Consider the following 20,158-nt stretch of genomic DNA (forward strand, 5'->3'; position numbering starts at 1 on the left):
GTTCCGAGGACACCGCTTCATGCTCAAACGACGCACCCTGCTCGCCACCGGCGCCGCAGCCCTGGCCCCGCTCGCAGTGCCGATCGACGCCTTCGCGCAAAAGAAGAAGGACGCGCTGGTGCTCGGTCTCACGCTGGAGCCCACGGGGCTCGACCCCACGGCCAAGGCCGGCGCCGAGATCGCCGAGGTGGTGCTCTACACCGTCTTCGAAACGCTCACCAAGATCAATTCCGACGGCAGCGTCACCCCGCTGCTGGCCGAAAGCTGGGACATTTCGCCTGACTTGAAGACCTACACCTTCAAACTCAAGCGCGGCGTGAAGTTCCAGAACGGCGAGCCCTTCGACGCGCAGACCGTCAGGTTTTCGTTCGACCGCGCGGCCGCTGCCAACAGCACCAACAAGGACAAGCGCACCTTCGCCAACATCGCGACGCAGGTGGTCGACGAACACACCGTGGTGCTGATCACGAAGGAGATCGAGCCCGACCTGCTGTTCCTGCTCGGGCAGGCCTCCGCCATTCAAGTCGAACCGAAGACGGCCGAGACCAACGCCACCAAGCCCGTCGGCACCGGCCCCTACAGGCTCGACAGCTGGGCCAAGGGATCGGGCATCGTGCTCGCCAAGTGGGACAGCTGGCGCAATGCCGACACGGTGCAGATCCGCAAGGCCAGCTTCCGCTTCATCTCCGAGCCGGCCGCGCAGACCGCCGCGCTGCTCTCGGGCGACGTCGATCTGTTTCCGCACGCCTCGGTGTCCCGCAGCCTGCCGCAGTTCCAGAACGACAAGCGCTTCCAGGTGGTCTTCAACGCCTCGCGCGGAAAGACCATCCTCGCCATCAACAACAGGCGCAAGCCGCTGGACGACGTGCGCGTGCGCCGCGCCATCGCCGCGGCCATCGACCGCAAGGCCGTGATCGAGGCTGCAGCGGACGGCCGCGGCGTGGCCATCGGAAGCCACTACGTGCCGGGCGCGCCGGGCTATGTCGACACCACCGGCGTCAACCCCTACAACGTCGAACGCGCAAGGCAGCTGCTGGCCGAGGCCGGCGTGAAGACACCGCTCGAACTCGAGCTGGTGCTGCCGCCTCCACCCTATGCGCGCCAGGGCGGCGAGCTGATCGCCGCGCAGCTGGCCAAGGTGGGCATCGTCGCGAAGATCCAGAACGTCGAGTGGGTGCAATGGATCAGCGGCACCTACGGCAACAGGAACTACGACCTCTCGCTGATCCTGCACGTCGAGCCCTTCGACCTCGTGAACTACACCAAGCCCGAGTACTACTGGGGCTACCAGTCGGCGAAGTTCAACGAGATCTTCGACAAGGCGCGCAACGCGGCGCGCCCCGCCGACCGCCTGCGCTACCTCGGCGACGCGCAGCGGCTGCTGGCGGAAGACACGGCCAACGTCTTCCTGTACCAGCCGCAGTTCATCACCGTCGCCGCGCGCAACCTGCGCGGGCTTTGGAAAGACACGCCGATCTTCGTGAACGACATCGCGGCACTGTCCTGGGCTTGATCCGGACGGCCTTGCCTACGGGAACGTCCCGAGGAAAAACCGCCTCGCGGACCGAGCGGCGGCGCGCCCGCTGCGAGAGAATGACCGGCTGCGCACGTGGCATCTTTCGTGCTGCGTGTCGTGTCTTTCGCGGCGTCGCGCCTCCCTTCGGGGCATGGCACACGCCGGAGCAGTCGTCATTCGAACCTGGCTTGTCTATCCGGAGATCACACGTATGTTGAACCGCCGCACCCTTCTCACCACCGCTGGTGCCACCGTTGCGCTGGCCACCCCGCTCGCCGGCATGGCGCAGGGCCGGAAGGACGCCATCGTGATCGGCATGGCGCTCGAACCGCCGGGGCTCGATCCGACCACCGGCGCCGCCGCCGCCATCGCCGAGGTCGTGCACTACAACATCCTCGAGACGCTCACCAAGATCAACGCCGACGGCAGCGTCACGCCGCTGCTGGCCGAGAGCTGGGAAGTTTCGCCCGACCTGAAGACCTACACCTTCAAGCTGCGGCGTGGCGTGAAGTACCAGAACGGCGAGCCCTTCAACGCCGCCGCCGTCAAGTTTTCCTTCGATCGTGCGGGCGGCGAGAAGAGCACCAACAAGGACAAGCGCACCTTCGCCAACCTCGCGACGCAGGTGGTGGACGATTACACCGTCGTCGTCATCAACAAGGAGATCGACCCCGACCTGCCCTTCGTGCTGGGCCAGGCCACGGCCGTGATCGTCGAACCCAAGAGCGCCGAGACCAACGCCAGCAAACCGGTCGGCACCGGCCCCTACAAGCTCGACAACTGGGCCAAGGGCTCGTCGCTCACGCTCAGCAAGTGGGACGGCTTCCGCAGCCCCGCCACCGCGAAGATCAACAAGGTCACGTTCCGCTTCATCTCCGACACGGCCGCGCAGGCGGCCGCCATGCTGTCGGGCGACGTCGACGTGTTCGCACGCATCGGCACGCGCGTGGTGCCGCAGTTCAAGGCGAACCCGCAGTTCCAGGTGATCCTGGCGGGTTCGCGCGCCAAGACCATCCTGTCGATCAACAACAGGAAGAAGCCGCTCGACGACGTGCGCGTGCGCCGCGCCATCCTTGCGGCCATCGACCGCAAGGCCGTGATCGAGGGCGCGGCCGACGGCTTCGGCGTGCCCATCGGCAGCCACTACGTGCCGGGCGCGGCGGGCTATATCGACACCACGGGCATCAACCCCTTCGACATCGAGAAGGCCAAGAAGCTGCTGGCCGAGGCCGGCGTGAAGACGCCGCTCGAACTGACGATGACGCTGCCGCCGCCGCCCTATGCGCGCCAGGGCGGCGAGGTGATCGTGGCCCAGCTCGCCAAGATCGGCATCGTGGTGAAGATTCAGAACGTCGAATGGGCGCAATGGCTCAGCGGCACCTACGGCAACAAGGACTACGACCTGTCGATTATTTCGCACGTCGAGCCCTTCGACCTCGGCAACTACGCCAAGCCGGACTACTACTGGGGCTACCAGTCGAAGGCCTTCAACGCGCTGTTCGACAAGATCAAGTCCACCGGTAACACGGCCGAGCGCAACAAGCTGCTCGGCGACGCGCAGAAGATGCTGGCCACCGACGCGGCCAACGGCTTCCTGTACCAGCCGCAGTTCCCCACTGTCGCGAAGAAGAACGTCAAGGGCATCTGGAAAGAGAACCCGATCTTCGTGAACGACCTGTCGGCACTCTCGTGGGGCTGAGCGACCTGTCCGCGCAGGAGCTTGCCGCTGCCTACCGCAGCCGCGAACTCTCGCCGGTCGAGGTCACGCAAGCCGTGATCGCGCAGGTGGAACGCTGGGAGCCGCACCTGCAGGCCACCTGGCTGTTCCGCCCCGAGGCCGCGCTCGAACAGGCACGCGCGTCGGAAGCGCGCTGGCAGCGCGGCGATGCGCTCGGCCCGCTCGACGGCGTGCCCGCGACCATCAAGGAAAACATCGCCACGCGCGGCGACCCGATGCCTGCCGGCACCGCCGCGGTCGACCTGAAGCCCGCTGCGGCCGACGCGCCGCCAGCCGCGCGCCTCAAGGAAGCCGGTGCGGTGATCGTGAGCAAGACCACCATGCCGGACTACGGCATGCTGTCCTCGGGGCTGTCGAGCTTTCATACGCTGGCGCGCAACCCGTGGAACCTGCGCCTGACGCCGGGCGGCTCCAGCGCAGGAGCTGGCGCCGCGACGGCTGCCGGCTACGGCCCGCTGCACCTGGGCACCGACATCGGCGGGTCGCTGCGCCTGCCCGCGAGCTGGTGCGGCATCTTCACGCTGAAACCGAGCCTGGGGCGCATTCCGATCGACCCGCCCTACATGGGCCGCGCGGCAGGGCCGATGACCCGCACGGTGGGCGACGCCGCGCTGCTGATGCAGGCGCTGTCCCGGCCCGACGCGCGCGACAGCATGAGCCTGCCGCCGCAGGACATCGATTGGGCGAGCTTCGACGTGGCACCGGACCATCTGCGGGGCCTGCGTATCGGGCTGCTGCTCGACGCGGGCTGCGGACTGGCGGTCGAGCCCGAGATCCAGGCGGCGGTGGAAAACGCCGCGCGGCTGCTCGAGAAGGCCGGCGCGGTGATCGAGCCGATGCAGCCGTTCATGTCGCAGGCCATGCTCGACGGCATGGACCACTTCTGGCGCATGCGCTCGCTGGTGGACATGAAGGGCCTGCGCGCGGACCAGCGCGCGAAGGTGCTGCCGTACATCCGCGAATGGGCGGAGAGTGCGGCCGAGTTCAGCGGCGAGCACGTGTTCCGCGGCTTCAGCCAGTTCCACGCCACGCGCGTCGCCGCCGTGGCTGCATGCGCGCGCTTCGACTACGTGATTTCGCCCGTGTCGCCGAACATGCCTGCGGCAGCCGAGGCGCCCTCGCCCACCAACGACCCTCTGCGGCCGCTGGAGCACATCGGCTTCACCGTGCCGTTCAACATGTCGGAGCAACCGGCGGCTTCGGTGAACTGCGGTTACTCGGCGAGCGGGTTGCCGATCGGGCTGCAGATTGCGGGGCAGCGATTCGACGACCTCGGAGTGCTGCGCGTGTCGCGCGCCTTCGAGCAGATCCGCGAACCGCAGCGGCCCTGGCCGTTGCCGCCCGGCCGCTGACGGGAAGCGTCAGGTCGCCGCATACCGCCCCGGCTTGTGGTTGATCCAGAGAAAAAGCCCCATCACCACGGCCGCCAGCACCGACCACCCGACCCGCTGCGGCGGAATCACGAACAGGGCGAGCAGCACCACCGTGCAATCGATACCGATCTGCACCTTGCCCGCGGGCCAGCCGCGCTTTTCCTGCAGGTAGAGCGTGAGCACCGTCGCGCCGCCCAGGCTGGCGCGGTGGCGGGCGAGAAACAGGCAACCGGTGCCCAGCAGCAGGCCGCCGAGCACGGCCGCGAAGGCCGGGTGCAGGGAGTCGATGGACAGGTAGCGCGGCGCCAGGTCGGTCATCACCGAGAGCAATGCGATGGCCGAGAAGGTCTTGACCGTGAACGCCCGGCCCATGTGGCGCCAGGCGAACCAGTAGAACGGCAGGTTGACCAGGAAGAACAGCTTTCCGAAGCTCAGGCCGGTGGCGTAGTGCAGGAGAAACGCGACGCCGGCCGTGCCGCCTGTAAGCAGCCCCGCCTGGCCGAACAGCATCATCGCGATGGCGACGAACAGCGTGCCCGAGAAAATAGCCTGTGCGTCGTCGAAGCGGGTGTGGCGCAGCAGATTCGGCGCAGTTGTGGGAGGTGGCGCATCCATGACAGGGGCTGACGCAAATCCCGCGCCACCCCTGGAGAGATTCTTCACATCAGGTGGGTCGCCAGCATCTCCCTCGCCCGGGTCACGAACGCGGTTTCCCCTTTGCGCCCCGCCAGAAGCTGGAAAGCGACACGCGGCAGGGCCGGCAGGCCATGCGGTGCCGCCAGCCGCGTCACACCGTCGCTGATCGAGGACTCGTTGAGGCAGGCAACGCCCAGCCCCGCGGCCAGCGCGGATTGCAGGCCCGCGACACCCGACGCGACGTGCGCGAGCGCATAGGGCACGCGCCGGCGCCGCAGCAGCGCCACGGTGAACTGATGCAGCGAGCAGGTGTCCGGCAGGGCCAGCAGCCGCACCGGCTCCCCGCGCGCGAGCCGCATGCCCTCCGCGCCGAGCCACACCAGCGATTCGCGCCGCAGCACCGCGCCCCGGGCCTCCGGCGTGGAAGCCCCCGCGATGTTCATCGCAAGGCCCACGTCGAAATCGCCGTGCGCATAGGCTGCCCGCAGCGCATCGCTCTTCAGGATGCTGACGTGCAGCCGCACCTGCGGATAGCTCTCGCCGAGCCGCCCCAGCAGCCGCGTCAGGTCGCCGGGGCGGAAGTAGTCGGTGACCGCGAGGCGCAGCTCGCCCTGCAGCGTCTCGCCATGCAGGTCGCGAAATGCCTCGTCGCTCAACGCGAGGATGCGCCGCGCATAGCCCAGCAGCCGCACACCCGCCTCGGTGGGCGCAACGCCTGCCTTGCTGCGCGTGAGCAGCGACTGCCCTGCCCGCTCTTCCAGCTTGCGGATCTGCTCGCTCACCGACGACTGCGAGAGGAAGACGCGCGGCGCGGCCGCTGTAAGGCTGCCAGCGTCGACGACGGCGGCCAGCGTGCGCAGTTGCTCCAGGTCGAATCCCTGCATGGTCAATCCATCCGCTTATCCGATGGAACTCATCATATCTTCCCGCTTTTCCGATGACCAGAGGAATCCCACAATCACCCCATCGACAACCCATTCATCCAAGGAGTCCGCCATGCCCCACATCGTCGTCCACCTCTCCGGCCAACCCGACGCCGCCCTCACCCGCAAGACCGTCGACGCCGTCGCCGAACTCACCCAGAGCGTGCTCGGCAAGCAGCTGCCGGTGATCGCCATCACCGTGCAGTACATCGCCGCCGACGCATGGTTCATCGGCGGCCAGTCTCTGGCCTCGCAGGGAAAGTCAGCCTTCCATCTCGACATCAGCATCACCGACGAGACCAACACCAAGGCCGAGAAGGCGCGCTACCTGCGCGAGGTGCACGCGGCCATGGCGAAGATCCGGCCGGACCTGCACGAGGTGTCGTACATCCACGTGATCGACGCGCGCGGCGCAGCTTACGGCTACGGCGGCAAGACGCAGGAGTACCGGCACCAGCAGGCCGGTGTCTAGAGCCCGTCGTTGAAGCATCCCGGAGGGCATGGCACCATGCACCATGCCCTCCGGAACCCCCACGAACAACGCCCTGCACTTCGCCGACAGCCTCGGCAATGCTCTCACCCTCGACGAGGCCGCCAGCCTGCCGCTGGTCGACGATTTCGTCATGGGCTTCATCTCCAGCGAGGCACGCGCCGTCAACCTGCTCGCGGCAGCCGACACCGACGCGAGCCCCATCGTGCAGGCCTACTGCGCCACGCTGCACCTGTTCGCCGAATCGCGCGAGGCAGCTGCCAACGCGCGGCCGTTCCTTGCCAAGGCCCGCGTCAGCGCCAGGCACGCAACGCCGCGCGAGCAGCGCTACATCGCGGCCGTCGAGGCATGGGCCAAAGGCGACATCGCCCGCGCCATCGCGCTGCACGTCGAGCAGGCCCGCGAACATCCGCGCGACCTGGTGTCGGTCAAGCTCGGCCAGTACCACTGCTTCAACACCGGCGACTGCCCCGGCATGCTGAAGCTCGCGCTGGCGGTGCTGCCGCATGCAGCCGACGTGCCCTACGTACACGGCATGGCGGCCTTCGGCTACGAGCAGTGCCACCTGATGCGCGAGGCCGAGGCGAGCGCGCGCCGCGCCATCGCCATGTGCCGCAAGGAGCCGTGGGCGCACCACGCGCTGGCGCACGTGATGCTCACCGAAGGCCGGCTCGCCGAGGGGCTGGCGTTCATGCAGGGCGTGAGCGACACCTGGATCGGCCTCAACTCTTTCATGGTCACGCACAACTGGTGGCACGTGGCGCTGTTCCTCATCGACCTGGGCCGCGATGCCGATGCGCTCGCGGTGTACGACGAGCACGCCTGGGGCGTGGTCAAGGACTACTCGCAGGACCAGATCGGCGCCGTCTCGCTGCTCGCGCGGCTCGAGCTCGCGGGCATCGACGTGGGCAGGCGCTGGGACGACGTGGCCGGCTACCTGCTGCAGCGCCAGGCCGACCACGTGCTGCCCTTTCTCGATCTGCAGTACCTCTACGGTCTGGCGCGCGCCGGCCGACCCGAGGCCGAAGTCCTGCTGCGCAACATCGTGGCCTTCGCGCCGCATGCGCCGGCATCGACTCGAGCGGCATGGCAGCGCGTCTGCGTGCCGGCCGCGCACGGGCTGGTGGCGCACGCGCGCGGCGATCTCGCGGCGGCCATCGAAGGGCTGGGCACGGCCCTGCCGCGCATGATCGAGATCGGCGGCAGCCACGCGCAGCGCGATCTGTTCGAGCAGCTGTATCTCGACGCGCTGATGCGCAGCGGCACTGAGGCTTCGCTGTCCGCAGCCCAGGGCATCCTGCAGCAGCAGCTCAACGGCCAGCCCGAGTCGCTGCGCCTGCGCCGGCAGACGGCGGCGGTGTATGAGCGCCTAGGCCTCGGGCAGCTTATGACGCACGCCTGAGCGCTCCTGCGAGCACGGCCCGGCAGCCCATGCCTTCAGGTCATGGGGCACGGTGCAAAAGGAATTGGCGATGGCGTGGAGGCGGCTCCTAAACTGGCCGCTCCCTATCGACAAGAAGCCTTCAAGGCCTCATCAAGGTCCCAATGCCCATGCGCAAGTCTCTCGTCACGCTGGCCGTTCTCTCGGCCCTCGCCCCCTTCGCACCCACCCTGCACGCCGCCGACGAAACGCCCGTCGCGCTCGACCTGCTGCTGCGCGGCGGCACCGTCTACACGGGCGACTCCGACACGCCGGTGGTGGGCGACGTCGGCATCGCGGGCGACCGCATCGTGTTCGCGGGCAAGGCGGCGCCGGCGCAGTTCACCGCCAAGCGCGTCATCGACGCCACGGGCATGGTGGTGGCGCCGGGCTTCGTCGACGCCCACACGCACGCGGATGCCGACCTGCACTCGAACGACCCGAAGAAGCGCCTCAACATCCCGTTCATCACGCAGGGCGTGACCACCGCGGTGATCGGCAACGACGGCTTCGGCGGCTTCGACATCGCCGCGCAGACGCAGAAGCTGCGCGCCGCGCCGGTGGGCACCAACGTGGCCATGTACGTGGGCTTCGGCCCCGTGCGCATGAGCGAGCTGGGCGAGGCCAACCGCGCGCCCACCGCCGAACAGCTCGAAGCGATGAAGAAGCACGTGAGTCAGGGCATGTGCGAGGGCGCGCTGGGCCTTTCGACGGGGCTCTTCTACACGCCGCAGAACTTCTCGAAGACCGAGGAGGTCATCGAGCTCGCGAAGGTGGCGGCGCGGCACGGCGGCCTGTACGACAGCCACATCCGCGACGAGTCCATGTACAACATCGGCCTCAAGGGCTCCATCGACGAGGTGATCCGCATCGGCCACGAGGCGAAGCTGCCGGTGCACGTGGCGCACATCAAGGCGCTGGGCGTCGACGTGCAGGGCCAGAGCGGCGACATCATCAAACGCATCGAGAAGGAACGCGCGGGCGGGCTGGACATCACGGCTGACCACTATCCGTGGACTGCGTCGAGCACGCGCTTCTCGGCCGCGCTGCTGCCGCCCTGGGCCAACGAAGGCGGCCGCGCGGCAACGCTGCAGCGCTTCGACGACGCCTCTCAGCAGGAGCGGCTGCGCAAGGACATGCGCGAGAACCTGCGGCTGCGCGGCGGCCCCGAGACCATCCTGTTCTCGGCCGGCAGCACGAAGTACGTGGGCAAGACGCTGGCCGACGTGGCCAAGGCGTCGAACGCCGATCCGGTGGATGCCGCCATCGCGGTGCTGCGCGACGGCGACCTGATGATCGCCTCGTTCAACCAGAGCGACGACGACGTGCGCGCCTTCATGAAGCGGCCGTGGGTCATGACCTCGTCCGACTCGTCGCTCGGCCATCCGCGCGCCTACGGCACCTTCGCGCGCAAGTACGACCAGTACGTGGTGAAGGAGCACACGATCTCGCTGGCGCAGTTCATCCGCAGCAGCTCGTCGCTCACGGCCGACACGCTGGGGCTGAAGCAGCGCGGGCACCTGCGCCCGGGCTACTACGCGGACGTGGTGGTGTTCGACCCGGCGCGCTATGTGGCGAAGGCCACCTACACGCAGCCTACGCTGCTGTCGGAAGGCGTGAGCACGGTGCTGGTAAACGGCCAGCTCGCGGTCGACGGCGGCAAGCCCACGGGCGTTGGCGCTGGGCTGCCGTTGCTGCGCACGCCGAAGGCGGGCAGCTGCGGCTGAGGCCGCTTGCCCGGCCTCAGTCTTTCTTGTCTTTCAGGTGCCGCGTCTGGTCGTAGGTCGGCTGCGCCGGCAGGTCGGCCAGGTGCCGCGTGTCGGCCCATTCCACGATCTCGATCGCCTCGGGCTCGGCCGGATCGGCGATGCGGATGCGGTTGAAGCCCGCGTTGGGAATGTCGCTGCGGCGCGGCCCGCTCAGGCTCAGGCCCCTGGCGGTGCGCCACACCATGTCGAGCACGCCGCCATGCGTGACGACGATCAGGTGCTGTCCCCTGTGCGCGGCGGCGATGCCGCCCAGCGCCGCGATGATGCGCGTGTGGAATTCGCGCGCCGTCTCGCCCTCGGGCATGGCGTGGTCCTCGCGGAACTCCAGCCATTCTTCCCAGGCACGCGGATGCAGGCTCTGGATTTCGTCGGAGCGCATGCCTTCGACCACGCCGAAGAACTGCTCGCGCAGTCCCGCCGAAGTCACCACCGGCAGCGACAGCTGCGACGCGGCGGGCGCGGCCGTCTGCTGCGCGCGCATCAGGTCGCTGCTGATGATGTGCTGCACCGCGCTCTCGCCGGCCAGCCGCAGGCCGATGCGGCGCGCCTGTTCATGGCCAATGTCGTTGAGCGGGACATCCGCGTGCCCCTGGAAGCGCAGTTCGCGATTCCAGGCGGTTTCGCCATGGCGGATGAGGATCAGGTCGGTGGTGGTGTCGGGCTTGGGCGTTGGCATCGGCGTCCATTTTCCACCGCATTCGCGCAGAATCTCTCTCCATGCCCAATCTCATCCTGCTGCCCGGCCTCGCCTGCGACGAGCGCATCTGGGAGGCCCAGTTGTCCGCACTCCCCCCTGCCTTCGGCGCCCGCGTGAGCGATGCCCAGCGGCACCACGACACCATCGAGGGCATGGCCGCCGCCGTGCTGCGCGACAACGACGGCCCGCTGGTGCTGTGCGGCGCCTCGATGGGCGGCATGGTCGCCATGGAAGCTGCTCGCCAGGCGCCCGGACGCATCGCGGGGCTCGCGCTGCTCGGCACCAGCGCGCGGCCCGAGACGCCCGACATGTCCAGGCTGCGCGCGGGCGCCATCGAATACTTCGAGCGCGGCGAGGTGCGCGACGTGATCGAGCCGAACGTCTACTTCGCCTTCCACCCCGCGCAGGCGGCCGACCAGGTGCTGGTGCAGCGCTATCTCGACATCGTGCTCGGCGCGGGCGCGCAGCAGCTCATCAGCCAGAACCGCGCGGTGATGCGCCGGGCCGATGCGCGGCTGCATCTTGCATCTCTGCGCGTGCCGGTGCTGCTGGTGTGCGGCGACGACGACCGGCTCGCACCGCCCGAATGCACGCGCGAGATGGCGGCGCTGCTGCCGCAGGCACAAGTTGCGTGGGTGCCCGACTGCGGCCACATGCTGACGATGGAAAAGCCCGAGTTCGTCAACGCCGCGCTCAACGGCTGGTTGGCGAAGCATTTCCCGGGCACCTGAGCCGCCTCGGCGGTTCAGTGCAGCTGGCCGCCGGTTTCGGCGATGTCGCGCTTCACCGCGAGCGCGGTGCCCACGGCGACGCGCAGGGCCGCGATCATCGTTTCCAGCGACATGCTCGGCGCCCCCGGAAAGCGCGCCGCCTGCTCGGGCAGGTACGGAATGTGGATGAAGCCGCCTCGCAGCCCCGGCACCGGGTGCATTGCGATGCGGTGCATCAGGCCGTAGAAGATGTGGTTGCAGACGAAGGTGCCGGCGCTGTTCGACACCGAGGCCGGTACGCCGGCCGCGCGCAATTCGCGCACCATGGCCTTGATCGGCAGCGTCGAGAAGTACGCCGCAGGCCCCCCGGGCACCACGGGCATGTCGACGGGTTCGCGGCCCTTGTTGTCGGCCACGCGGGCATCGTCGACGTTGATGGCGACGCGCTCCGGCGTGACCTCCGCGCGCCCACCGGCCTGGCCGATGCACAGCACCAGCTGCGGCTGGAGCTCGTCCATCGCGCTGGCGAGTGCGTCGATGGCCTCGCCGAACACGCAGGGCATCTGGCGCGCATGCACCGTCGCGCGGCCGATCTTCCAGCCGTCGAGCGCGCGCACGGCTTCCCACGAGGGGTTGATGGCTTCCCGCTCGAACGGATCGAAACCGGTCAGCAGGACATCGACGGGCTTTGCCACGGCCTGATGCTCGCGTCCGCGGCCGTCAGGCCAGCGCCCGGACGGCGATGCCTTCCTGCTCCAGCCGTTCGCGGATGCGGCGCGCAAAGGCCAGCGCGTGCGCGCCGTCGCCATGCAGGCACACGGTTTGCGCATTGACGGGCACGACGCTGCCGTCGATGGCGGTCACCCGGCGGTCGCGCACCAGCGAGAGCGTCTGCGCGATCGACTGCTCCTCGCTTTCGATCAGCGCGCCGGGCTGGCTGCGCGGCACGAGGCTGCCGTCGGGCATGTAGCCGCGGTCGGCGAACACTTCTTCCACGGGCACGAGACCGGCGCGGCGGGCCGCGTCGATCATGTTGCTGCCCGCGAGGCCGAAGAACCTGAGGGATGGATCGAAGCGGCGCACGGCCTCGCACAGCGCCTCGGCGAGCTCGGGCTCCTTCACGGCCTGGTTGTAGAGCTGGCCGTGGGCCTTCACATGCGAGAGCCTGCCGCCCTCGGCCTTCACGATGGCCGCCAGCGCGCCCACCTGGTAGAGCACGTTGGCCACGATCTCGTCGGGTGGCAGGTGCATGGTGCTGCGGCCGAAGTTCTCGCGGTCGGGGAAGCTGGGATGCGCGCCGATGGCCACGCCGTTGCGCATCGCCCAGCGCACGCACTGCTGCATGGTCTTCGCGTCGCCCGCGTGCCAGCCGCAGGCGATGTTGGCGGAACTCACGAGCGCGAGCAGTGCTTCGTCGTTGCCTGCGCCTTCGCCGAGGTCGGCATTGAGGTCGATTTGCATGGTGGGCTTCCTCTTTTCGCGATTTCCCGCGAAGTCTATGTCGCGCTCGGCCAGCCTGCAGCGGCCAGCCCCTGTGCCACCTGCGACAGGTAGCGCTGCTGCGCGGCCCATGCAGCCAGCGCCTTCGGCTGGTCGACCTGCACGAGGCGCAGCTGGCCGTTGAGCGGCGCCTGCGCGAGCTTCCAGAGGTCGGCGCGGATGACCACGCCGATACGCGGATAGCCGCCCGTGGTCTGCGCGTCGCCCATCAGGATGATCGGCTGGCCCGAGGGCGGCACCTGGATCGTGCCGGGAATCACACCCGACGAGAGCATGTCGCCGCTGTGTTTGCGCTTGAGTTCGGCGCCTGCGAGCCGGCTGCCCATGCGGTTGCTCTGCAGCGTGATGCGCCAGCGCTCGCCCCACAGCAGCCCGCGCGCGGCCGACGTGAACAACTCGAACTCGGGGCCGGGCAGCACGCGCAGGACGATGGCGCCGTCGTCTTCGTCGGGGCCCCAGTCGGGACCGCGCAGGCCGAAGGCACGGCGTTCGCGCTGTGCAGCATCGAGAGAGGAGGCTCCCGTCGGGAGTCGGTCGCCCTTGCGCAGCGCGCGGCCTTCGAGGCCGCCGAAGCCGGCCTTGAGGTCGGTGCTGCGCGAGCCGAGGACCGGGGGCACATCGATGCCGCCCGCCACCGCGAGCCAGCTGCGCAGGCCGGCCTTCTTCACACCGGGCGCGTTGGCGCCGGCGAGCCTGAGCGTCTGGCCGGCCGCGACCGGCACGCTCCAGCAGGGCCACAGCGGCACGCCGTCGAGGCTGGCGCCGAAGCCGTCGCCGGTGAGGGCGATGCGCGTGGCGGCTTCGAACTGCAGCTCGCAGCCGCCCATCGTGAGTTCGAGGCCCGCCGCGCCGTCGGCATTGCCGACGAGCCGGTTGGCCAGCGTGAGCGACAGCATGTCGAGCGCGCCACCCGGGCAGATGCCGAGCTGACGATGGCCGTGCCGGCCCAGGTCCTGCACCGAGGCGAGCACGCCGGGCTTGCGTACGGCGATCATGCCTGCACGCTTTCTGCAACGAAGCGCACGCGGTCGCCGGGGCGCAGCAAGGTGGGCGGTGCAGCCGCCGGATCGAACAGCTCCAGCGGGGTGCGGCCGATCAGCTGCCAGCCGCCCGGCGACACCAGCGGATAGATGCCGGTCTGCTCACCGCCGATGCCGACCGAGCGCGCGGGCACGGCGGTGCGCGGCTCGGCCCGGCGCGGCGTGGCCAGTTCGGGCGGCAAGCCCCCCATGAAGGCAAAGCCCGGCAGGAAGCCCAGCAGGTAGACGACGTACTCGGCGCCGCTGTGCCGCCGCACCACCTCGGCCGGCGTGAGGCCGGTGTGAGCCGCGACGTCGGCAAGGTCCGGCCCGTGCTCGCCGCCGTAGGCCACCGGGATCTCGACCAGCCGGCCTTCAACGGCACCGCTCGGCAACCTGGGCCAGGCTTCGAGGACCTGCGAGGTGAGCGTGTCGAGATCGATCACCGTCGGGTCGAATGTGAGCGTGAGGTTGTTCATGCCCGGCAGCGTTTCGCCGACGCCCGGCCATTGCTGCGCCTGCCGGGCCAGCGCCCAGATGCGCTGCTGCTGCACCAGCGTGGCCGGCGCGGGCAGCTCGCACAGCAGCGCTGCATCGCCCAGCAGGTGCAGCCGGGGCACAGGGGTGCCGCTCATCGCGGCCTATTCACGGCCGAGGCTGCGGACCTTGGCCGCCAGTTGCTGCCCCACATTCGGAGAGACGAACTTGTGGACTTCACCGCCGAGCATGGCGATTTCGCGCACGAAGGTGCTGGAGATGAACTGGTACTTGTCGCTGGGCGTCAGGAACACGGTCTCGACGTCGGGCATCAGCGAGCGGTTCATGCCCGCGAGCTGGAACTCGTAGTCGAAGTCGGTCACGGCGCGCAGGCCGCGCACCATGGCCTTGCCGCCGCGCGCCACGACGAAGTCGCGCAGCAGGCCCGAGAAGCTCTCGACGGTGACCTGGTCGCTGTAGGGCTTCACGGCATCGCGGGCCATGTCCATGCGTTCGGAGAGCGTGAACAGCGCCTTCTTGTGGTGGCCCGCGGCGACGGCGACGATCACCTTGGAGAAGAGCTGGGTTGCGCGCCGCACCACGTCCTCGTGACCGAGGGTGATGGGGTCGAAAGTGCCGGGGTAAACCGCGATCACGTTGCTGGCCATGGTTGCTTCTTCCTCATGCTGCCGGTGCGGCTTGTTCGGCGGATTATGCAGTCCTATCCGCCGCGCGCTGCAGCAGATGGGCGTGAACGGCGCCGGCCTTGAGGTAACGAAAACCGACAAGGCCGAAGGCGGCAAGTTCTTCATCGCTCCAGCGACGCGGCGCTTCGAGGTACACCGAGCCGCCGGCACGCAGCGAACGCGCGGCGGCGCGCAGGGCCGGCTCGTAGAGCGCCGTGCTGTCGAACGGCGGATCGAGGAACACGGCATCGAGGCTGCCGGCCGCCACCCGTTCGAGCGCGGTCACCCCGTTGCCGCGCTCGATGCGCACGGCCTCGGCGGCCAGCTTGGTCTTCGTGGCCTGCAACTGGGCGGCCAGTGCGGCGTCCTGCTCGCACAGCAGCACGTTCGCGGCGCCGCGCGAGGCGGCCTCGAAACCGAGCGCGCCGGTGCCCGCGAAGGCGTCGACGCACTGCCAGCCGGGCAGTTCGCCGCCACCGGCGCCGGCCAGGCTTGCGAGCCAGTTGAACAGCGTTTCGCGCACGCGGTCGGGCGTGGGGCGCAAGCCGGGCTTGTCGGCCACGGCGAGGCGGGTGCGCTTCCATTCGCCGCCGATGATGCGCACTTCGCTGGGCCGCGACGGACGCTTGGGTGCAGCAGGTGCGGAAGGACGTTTGGCGGGGGCGGCTTTCTGGGGCATGCGGCGAGCTTAACGCCGCCGTCCGGGCATCTTCTCAGACTCCAGCCAGTGCGCGCCGCGCCAGCATGGCCGCCAGCACGAGCATGGTTCCGCCCACGAGTGCGTCGAGCATCCGCCAGGCGCGCGGGCGTGCGAACAGCGGCGCGAGCAGCCTTGCGCCGAAGCCCAGCGAGGTGAACCACAACGCGCTTGCCGTGGCCGCCCCCGCCACGAACCACAGCTTGAGCAGCCCCGCGTACTGCGCCCCCGCGCTGCCCACGAGCAGCACTGTGTCGAGATAGACATGCGGGTTCAGCAGCGTGAAGCCGGCCGCCTGCGCCACCACGGCCGCGCGCGACAGCGAAACGCCCCCCGCCGTGGCCTGCAGCGCGGCGGACCGGCGCGAACGCCAGAGCGCCTTCAATCCGTAGCCGCAAAGAAACGCCGCGCCGAGCCCCGCGAGCACCGTGGCCAGCATCGGCCGCCCTTGCAGCGCCTGCGCCATGCCGGCCACCCCCGCGCCGATCAGCACCGCGTCGCTGGCCGCGCAGAACAGCACCACCGCGCCCACGTGCTCGCGGCGCAAACCCTGGCGCAGCACATAGGCGTTCTGCGCGCCGATGGCGACGATGAGGACCAGGCTCATGAAGAGCCCGTTGACGAAGGCGGTGGTGGCGTGGACGGCTTGCATGCTTCGAGCTTGCCGCTGGACGCCAGTTAACTCAAACTAAATTTTCTAACGCCAATTCAGTTTCTCTTCATCACCATGCTCGACTACGCCGCCCTGAACGCCCTTGCCGCCGTCGTGCGCGAGGGCAGCTTCGAACGCGCCGCCCGCGCGCTGCACGTCACGCCCTCGGCGGTGTCGCAACGCATCAAGCAGCTGGAGGAACGCACCGGCGGTGCGCTGCTGGTGCGCGGCCAGCCCTGCGTCGCAACGCAGGCCGGGCTGCAACTGTGCCGGCATGTCGAGCGCGTGGGTATGCTGGAGCACGAGCTGCGCGATGCCCTGCCTGCCCTCGGCACGGCCGGCGACAAGGCGGGCGGCGAGCGCGTCACGGTGCGGGTGGCCGTCAACGCCGACAGCCTTGCGACCTGGTTCATGGCGGCTGCCGCGGCCTTCGCCGCGCAGGAGCCGGCCGCGCTGCTCGACCTCACGGTGGACGACCAGGACCACACGGCCGAACGGCTGCGCAGCGGCGCGGTGCTCGCGGCGGTCACCGCGCTGGCCCAGCCCGTGGCGGGCTGCAACAGCGAGGCGCTGGGCACGATGCACTACGTGGCGGCGGCCAGCCCCGCGTTCGTTCGCGAGCATTTCGCCAAGGGCGTGGGCGCCCGCACGCTGGCGAGCGCCCCGAGCCTGGTGTTCGACCGCAAGGACAGGCTGCAGGCACGCTGGGTGCGCCGCATCTGCCACCGCAACGTGGAGACGCCGCGCCACTGGATTCCCTCGCCCAATGCCTTCGTCGAGGCGGCGTGCGCGGGCATGGGCTGGGGCATGCATCCGGCCAGCATGGTGGCCGATGCCATTCGCGAAGGGAAACTGGTGGAGCTGGTGCCCGGCTCGACGCTGCCGGTGCCGCTCTACTGGCAGCAGGCGCGCGCAGCGCCGCGGCTGCTCGAAAGGCTGGGAGCGGCGGTGCGCGCAGCCGCCCGCCGTGGCCCGCACGCCCTGGCTTGACCGGCTACGGCTACGGCTACGGCTGCGCCTTGGCGGTCTTGGCGTCCTTGCCGCCCACCACCACCGTCACCATGCGCTCGGGCTGCAGCTTGCGCTGGAAGGCCGCCTTCACGTCGGCCGCCGTGACCGCGTTCATGCGCGCGGTCCAGGTGTCGAGATAGTCCAGCGGGAGGTCGTGCCAGGCGATGTTGGCAACGTTGCCGATGAGCTTGCGGTTGCTGTCCAGCAGCAGCGGAAAACCGCCGATCAGGTTGTCCTTCGCGGCCTTGAGCTCGCTGGCGGTCGGGCCCTCGGCCACGAACCTGGCGAGCACTTCGCGCGACACCTTCACCGCCTCTTCGGCCTGGTCGGGCCGGGTCTGGAAGCCGACGCGAAAGGCGCCCGCATCGAGCCCCGGCGCGAAGCCGCTGTAGATGCTGTAGGTCAGGCCGCGCTTCTCGCGCACCTCGTTCATCAGGCGCGAGACGAAACCGCCGCCACCGAGCACGTAGTTGCCGAGCGTGAGGGCGAAGTGGTCCGGGTCCTTGCGCGGATAGCCGGGCTGGCCGACGAAGACGTGGGCCTGGGCCGAGTCGAAGGGAATGCGCTCGTCCTTCGGCGCCGCCAGCGCGGCCACCGGCGCAATGGGCGGCAGCGGTGTGCAGGACTCCGACGCCGGGAGCCGCGACAGCAGCGTGGTCGCCAGCGTCTCGGCTTCGACGCGCGTGACGGCGCCCACGATGCTGAGCTTGGCGCGGCACGGCACGATGAGCTGCTGGTAACGCTGGCGCATGGCGGCGATGTCGATGCGCGCGAGCGTCTCTTCCGTCACTTCCTGGCCGTAGGGGTGCACGCCGTACACCGCGTGCGCAAAGGCGCGGCCCGCGATGGTCGCGGGCTTGGTGTTGGCTTCCTTGATGGCCGCGTTGATGCGTTCGCGTTCGCGCTGCCAAACGTCGTCCGGAAAGGCAGATTCGCCGATCTCGCGCGACGCCAGCGCGACCGCCTTGTTCAGCAGCGCGGGATCGGACAGCGTGCGCAGCGAGTAGCTGGTGCGGTCGGTGCCCGCGCTCACGTCGAAACTGGCGCCCAGATCGGCCCAGGCTTCGCCGAGGGCGTTCTGGTCGAGCGCCGGCTCGCCGCCCTTGCCGGCCTGCACGCCCTTCTCCACCATGGTCGCGGTGGCGCTGGCCAGGCCGGCCTGCGCCGCGGGGTCGCGGCGGCTGCCGGCGTCGAAGTCGACCTGCACGTCGACGATCGGCAGCGCGTTGGTCGACACGAGGTAGATCTTCGCGCCGTTGGCCAGCGTCCATTGCTGGATGGGCAGCGCGGCCTGCGCGCTGGTGATGCCCACGAGGGCCGCGCCTGCGAACAGGGCGCATTGCGCGATCTTCTTGAGAGTTTTCATGGAATCGGGACCTGTCTTTCAGCGCATTTCGCCTACGGGCGCCGCGAAGCCACGGCCACGCGGCTTGGCCTCGGGCGGCAGGGGGCGCAGCGTGGCGACCGTGAGCTGGTCGTCGCCGAAATACTTGGCGGCCACCGCCTGCACCTGGGCGGCCGTGACGGATTGCAGCCGGGCGACGATGCGCTCGCTGGCGTCGAGCGGCAGGCCCTGGATCCAGTTGCTGCCGAGTTCGCGCGCCTGGGCCATCACCGAGTCGCGCTTGTAGGTCTCGCTCGCCACCCACTGGGTCTTGACGCGGGCAAGCTCGGTTTCACCCACACCGTCCCTGGCGACGCGCGCGACCTGTGCGCGCAATGCGGCTTCGACCGCCTCGGCGCTTTTCCCGGCGGCCGGCACGCCGTCGAGCATGAAGAGCTGCGGGCCGCGGCCGATGAATCCCGAATAGGCACCCGCCGAATCGGCGACGCGGTCGGGGCCTTGCGTCAGCGCGCGGTCGAGCCGGGCGCCGGCGTAGCCGTCGAGCACGGCCGACAGCACCACCAGCGCCCAGGCGTCGCTGTTCGCGTCGTCGATGTTGGCGAGCTGCGGTATGCGGAAGGCCAGCGACACGTACGCCTGCTCGGCCGGCGCCTTCAATTCGACACGGCGGATGCCGCGCTGCGCCGGCTCGGTGCGCGGCTTGCGCACGGGCACGGCGCGCGAGGCGATGCGGCCGTAGTACTTCTCGGCCATGGCGCGCACCTGGGCCACGTCGACATCGCCGGCCACCACGAGCACGGCGTTGGCGGGCACGTACCAGCGCTTGAGGAAGGCGCGTGCGTCCTCGGGCGTCATGGCGTCGAGGTCGCTCATCCAGCCGACCACGGGGCGGTGGTAGGGCGAGGCGGTGAAGACGGCGGCGTTCTGCTGCTCGCCGAGCAGCGCGCGCGGCTGGTCTTCGGTGCGCAGGCGGCGCTCTTCCTTGACGACCTCGATCTCTCGCTTGAACTCGTCGTCGGGCCACTGGTTGTTGGCGAAGCGGTCCGATTCCAGCTTCATCACCTGCTCGAGGCTGCCGACCGGGATCTGCTGGTAGTAGCCGGTGTAGTCGCGGGTGGTGAAGGCGTTTTCCTGGCCACCGAGGGCCGCCACGCGGCGCGAGAACTCGCCGGGCTTGATGTCCTTGGTGCCCTTGAACATCATGTGTTCGAGCGCATGTGCCACGCCCGAGGTGCCGTCGACCTCGTCCATCGAGCCCACGCGGACCCAGACCATCTGCACCGCCGTGGGCGAGCGCCGGTCGGGCTGGACGATCAGTGTCATGCCGTTGGCAAGCGTGAATTGCTGGGGGCCGGGCGCCGCGGCTGCGGCGGCGGAAGTCGAATCGGTCTGGGCCTGCGCAGGCATGGCCCATGGCGCCAGAAGCGCCATCGCCAGCACCGCACCAGACGCAGCACGGCGTAGCGGGAGGTGTTTCATAGAATGGGTCGGATTGTAAA

General features: G+C 69.4%; 20 protein-coding genes. 8 read left to right on the forward strand and 12 right to left on the reverse strand.

What is annotated here, in order from left to right:
• The first annotated feature begins 19 nt into the window (after positions 1-19).
• The 3 genes from ASD05_RS17845 to ASD05_RS17855 all read left to right on the forward strand — a co-directional run bounded on the left by ASD05_RS17845 (position 20) and on the right by ASD05_RS17855 (position 4,606).
• Positions 20-1,513 (forward strand): ABC transporter substrate-binding protein, encoded by a 1,494-nt coding sequence (locus ASD05_RS17845; RefSeq protein ID WP_056595134.1) that lies wholly within the window; start codon positions 20-22, stop codon positions 1,511-1,513.
• Between the two features lie 214 nt (positions 1,514-1,727).
• A complete protein-coding gene (locus tag ASD05_RS17850) occupies positions 1,728-3,215 on the forward strand; it encodes an ABC transporter substrate-binding protein (protein WP_056595135.1) in 1,488 nt (495 codons plus the stop codon).
• Complete coding sequence (locus ASD05_RS17855) at positions 3,206-4,606, forward strand: amidase (protein WP_056595137.1); 1,401 nt, start codon at positions 3,206-3,208, stop codon at positions 4,604-4,606. Before ASD05_RS17850 ends, ASD05_RS17855 begins: the two co-directional genes overlap by 10 nt.
• A gap of 9 nt (positions 4,607-4,615) precedes the next feature.
• Here the strand turns inward: ASD05_RS17855 and ASD05_RS17860 are convergent, their stop codons facing one another.
• Positions 4,616-5,242, reverse strand: a complete 627-nt coding sequence (locus ASD05_RS17860; protein ID WP_007836291.1) for a YitT family protein — start codon at positions 5,240-5,242, stop codon at positions 4,616-4,618.
• 44 nt (positions 5,243-5,286) lie between these two features.
• The gene (locus tag ASD05_RS17865) at positions 5,287-6,147 is read right to left on the reverse strand and encodes a LysR family transcriptional regulator (RefSeq protein ID WP_056595139.1); all 861 of its coding nucleotides are present in this window, start codon (positions 6,145-6,147) and stop codon (positions 5,287-5,289) included.
• A gap of 112 nt (positions 6,148-6,259) precedes the next feature.
• Between ASD05_RS17865 and ASD05_RS17870 the strand changes: the two genes are divergently transcribed.
• From ASD05_RS17870 to ASD05_RS17880, 3 genes are all read left to right on the forward strand, one after another.
• Positions 6,260-6,658 (forward strand): tautomerase family protein, encoded by a 399-nt coding sequence (locus tag ASD05_RS17870; protein ID WP_056595140.1) that lies wholly within the window; start codon positions 6,260-6,262, stop codon positions 6,656-6,658.
• 43 nt (positions 6,659-6,701) lie between these two features.
• On the forward strand, positions 6,702-8,078 hold the full coding sequence (locus tag ASD05_RS17875; protein WP_056595143.1) for a tetratricopeptide repeat protein: 1,377 nt from the start codon (positions 6,702-6,704) through the stop codon (positions 8,076-8,078).
• A 149-nt stretch (positions 8,079-8,227) separates the two neighbouring features.
• Entirely contained in the window at positions 8,228-9,823 is a 1,596-nt protein-coding gene (locus tag ASD05_RS17880; protein ID WP_056595845.1) for an N-acyl-D-amino-acid deacylase family protein, read from the forward strand.
• Between the two features lie 16 nt (positions 9,824-9,839).
• Here the strand turns inward: ASD05_RS17880 and ASD05_RS17885 are convergent, their stop codons facing one another.
• Positions 9,840-10,541, reverse strand: a complete 702-nt coding sequence (locus tag ASD05_RS17885; RefSeq protein ID WP_056595145.1) for a histidine phosphatase family protein — start codon at positions 10,539-10,541, stop codon at positions 9,840-9,842.
• A gap of 41 nt (positions 10,542-10,582) precedes the next feature.
• Between ASD05_RS17885 and ASD05_RS17890 the strand changes: the two genes are divergently transcribed.
• The gene (locus tag ASD05_RS17890; protein WP_056595146.1) at positions 10,583-11,293 is read left to right on the forward strand and encodes an alpha/beta fold hydrolase; all 711 of its coding nucleotides are present in this window, start codon (positions 10,583-10,585) and stop codon (positions 11,291-11,293) included.
• A gap of 14 nt (positions 11,294-11,307) precedes the next feature.
• Here ASD05_RS17890 and pcp read toward each other — a convergent pair whose 3' ends face one another.
• Genes pcp through ASD05_RS17925 form a run of 7 tightly spaced genes read right to left on the reverse strand, consistent with a single transcriptional unit; the run spans position 11,308 to position 16,303 of the window.
• Positions 11,308-11,967: a pyroglutamyl-peptidase I gene (pcp, locus tag ASD05_RS17895; RefSeq protein WP_056595148.1), complete on the reverse strand. Its 660-nt coding sequence runs from the start codon at positions 11,965-11,967 to the stop codon at positions 11,308-11,310.
• A gap of 25 nt (positions 11,968-11,992) precedes the next feature.
• Entirely contained in the window at positions 11,993-12,733 is a 741-nt protein-coding gene (gene pxpA / locus ASD05_RS17900) for a 5-oxoprolinase subunit PxpA (protein ID WP_056595150.1), read from the reverse strand.
• Positions 12,734-12,768: 35 nt separating this feature from the next.
• A complete protein-coding gene (locus ASD05_RS17905; RefSeq protein WP_056595152.1) occupies positions 12,769-13,767 on the reverse strand; it encodes a biotin-dependent carboxyltransferase family protein in 999 nt (332 codons plus the stop codon).
• The gene (gene pxpB / locus ASD05_RS17910) at positions 13,764-14,426 is read right to left on the reverse strand and encodes a 5-oxoprolinase subunit PxpB (RefSeq protein WP_235508025.1); all 663 of its coding nucleotides are present in this window, start codon (positions 14,424-14,426) and stop codon (positions 13,764-13,766) included. The genes ASD05_RS17905 and pxpB overlap by 4 nt, the downstream gene beginning before the upstream one ends.
• A 6-nt stretch (positions 14,427-14,432) precedes the next feature.
• Positions 14,433-14,936: a pantetheine-phosphate adenylyltransferase gene (gene coaD / locus ASD05_RS17915; protein ID WP_007836315.1), complete on the reverse strand. Its 504-nt coding sequence runs from the start codon at positions 14,934-14,936 to the stop codon at positions 14,433-14,435.
• 43 nt (positions 14,937-14,979) lie between these two features.
• Positions 14,980-15,633, reverse strand: coding sequence for an RsmD family RNA methyltransferase (locus ASD05_RS17920; RefSeq protein WP_056595155.1), 654 nt, complete (start codon positions 15,631-15,633; stop codon positions 14,980-14,982).
• Positions 15,634-15,667: 34 nt separating this feature from the next.
• Positions 15,668-16,303 (reverse strand): LysE/ArgO family amino acid transporter, encoded by a 636-nt coding sequence (locus tag ASD05_RS17925; RefSeq protein ID WP_056595157.1) that lies wholly within the window; start codon positions 16,301-16,303, stop codon positions 15,668-15,670.
• A gap of 75 nt (positions 16,304-16,378) precedes the next feature.
• Here ASD05_RS17925 and ASD05_RS17930 point away from each other — a divergent pair, with 75 nt between their 5' ends.
• Complete coding sequence (locus ASD05_RS17930) at positions 16,379-17,293, forward strand: LysR family transcriptional regulator ArgP (RefSeq protein ID WP_056595159.1); 915 nt, start codon at positions 16,379-16,381, stop codon at positions 17,291-17,293.
• Positions 17,294-17,309: 16 nt separating this feature from the next.
• Here ASD05_RS17930 and ASD05_RS17935 read toward each other — a convergent pair whose 3' ends face one another.
• Complete coding sequence (locus tag ASD05_RS17935; protein ID WP_056595161.1) at positions 17,310-18,680, reverse strand: M16 family metallopeptidase; 1,371 nt, start codon at positions 18,678-18,680, stop codon at positions 17,310-17,312.
• A gap of 18 nt (positions 18,681-18,698) precedes the next feature.
• Positions 18,699-20,138 carry a M16 family metallopeptidase gene (locus ASD05_RS17940; RefSeq protein WP_056595163.1) on the reverse strand — a complete coding sequence of 480 codons (1,440 nt, stop codon included), beginning with the start codon at positions 20,136-20,138 and terminating at the stop codon, positions 18,699-18,701.
• Positions 20,139-20,158: the final 20 nt, after the last annotated feature.

Source organism: Variovorax sp. Root434, assembly GCF_001426595.1.
Taxonomy (GTDB): domain Bacteria; phylum Pseudomonadota; class Gammaproteobacteria; order Burkholderiales; family Burkholderiaceae_C; genus Variovorax.